Annotated in this window: 1 protein-coding gene; it reads left to right on the forward strand. The window is 29.1% G+C overall.

Annotated features, from left to right (window positions below; translation table 11 throughout):
- The first annotated feature begins 79 nt into the window (after positions 1-79).
- A complete protein-coding gene (locus tag A9G11_RS04690) occupies positions 80-1,276 on the forward strand; it encodes a hypothetical protein (protein WP_065618358.1) in 1,197 nt (398 codons plus the stop codon).
- The last annotated feature ends 331 nt before the right edge of the window (positions 1,277-1,607 follow it).

Consider the following 1,607-nt stretch of genomic DNA (forward strand, 5'->3'; position numbering starts at 1 on the left):
TTTTATAGTAACACTCTGATTAATTATATATTATGCATAATATATAGAGAATTTTTATAACTGATTGAAGGGAATTCATATGCGAATCGTTATAGCCGTTTTACTGATGTTATTTGTCGCCAGTTGCAGCCATACCCGAACTTCTGAGGAGGCTTATGCAGAAGGTTTTTACTTGGAAAGTATAAATTTATTGGCAGTCGATATTGAAGAAAAAGGTGCAACAAAGTTTAAGCAAAATGATGCTAATCATTTACGCGATTTGGTTAATAAAGTTATGCTCAAGTACGAAACAGACTTATCTAATTTTAAAAGTACCGATTTTGATAATCGTGCCATGACGTATGATAAATTATTAGAAATGAGAAGTCGTTTAAGTAATCGTTTTTATAGTCAAGAACTTAGTTTCTTTTTAGATAAATATACTAGTTCAAAATTACAGGAAAATATAGCTAAAATTTATTACGAAAAAGGTAATTTAATCGTAGGTAAAAATGGTGAAAGTTATAAAAATAAAGCTGAACTATACCGAAAAGGATTGGACATTTATAACTATAAAGATATCGAAAAGTTATATAAATTGTACAATACTAAATATATTCAAACTACAGCCAGAGAACTTTATAATGCTGCTAAATTATATGCAAAACAAGGTGATTATCAGGCAGCTGCAATTCACTTTGAAAATGTTATTGGAGTTTATAAGCCACTAGGGAAATATAAAGACAGCGAAAAGCTAGCCAAATATTATGATAATTTATACATTACTAAATCTGCTAAAAAAACGTATTCTAATACCTCCGACTATATGCGTAAAAGCAAAGTTAGGGTTCATTGTCGATCTTCTGAATGTGAAAACTTTTTGGGAGGTGTTACTGGACAATATAATTATGCAGAACAAGATTCAAATGCTGATGTTTACATTGATATTAGTTCTTCAGTAGATTATTCAGATCGCGATGGATCAGTAACTAATGAGAGTAAGACCGAAAGAGATCAAAAATTCAATGTTAAAATAGAAACCTTAAAGAACAAATTAACGCTTACCACAGACATAAGAGCCAGTGGATTAATTAACTATAGTAATTCTTTTAAAATTGAAAAAACTTCTTCACAAATTAATTATAGTTATTCTGGAGATGTGCCGAGTGGCTATTATGATCACAGTGAAGGTAATCTGAAAGATCAATATCAACTTTCTAATGAAGCGCGCAGTGAACAAGAATCTGAACTTGGAAATGAATTTTCCAAAATCTTTTCAGAAATAGAAAGATTATAGCAAAATAAAGCTATAGATGCTAAAACTGTAATTAAACATCAGAATTATAACCCAATAATGTTATTTATGCGTTATTGGGTTTTTATTAGCTACTAATATCAAAACTAATAATATTCTTCTTTTCAAGTCTTTGTCGTATTAAGTCGGAATTAATACAAATTATTTTTATATAATAAATAACGACATTAATATAAATAGGATTTATTTTGCTAGATTATAATTTTGTTCTAAAATTTACGCGAAACGGTAGGTCTTCCTAAAGAGGAAAAAAGTTTCATTGCTATATCATCTGATAAACGTATAACAAGGCCCAAACGAGCTAAATTTAGTA

Origin of the sequence: Gilliamella sp. wkB108, assembly GCF_001690195.1 — a bacterium.
GTDB classification, from domain to species: Bacteria; Pseudomonadota; Gammaproteobacteria; order Enterobacterales; family Orbaceae; genus Gilliamella; species Gilliamella apicola_L.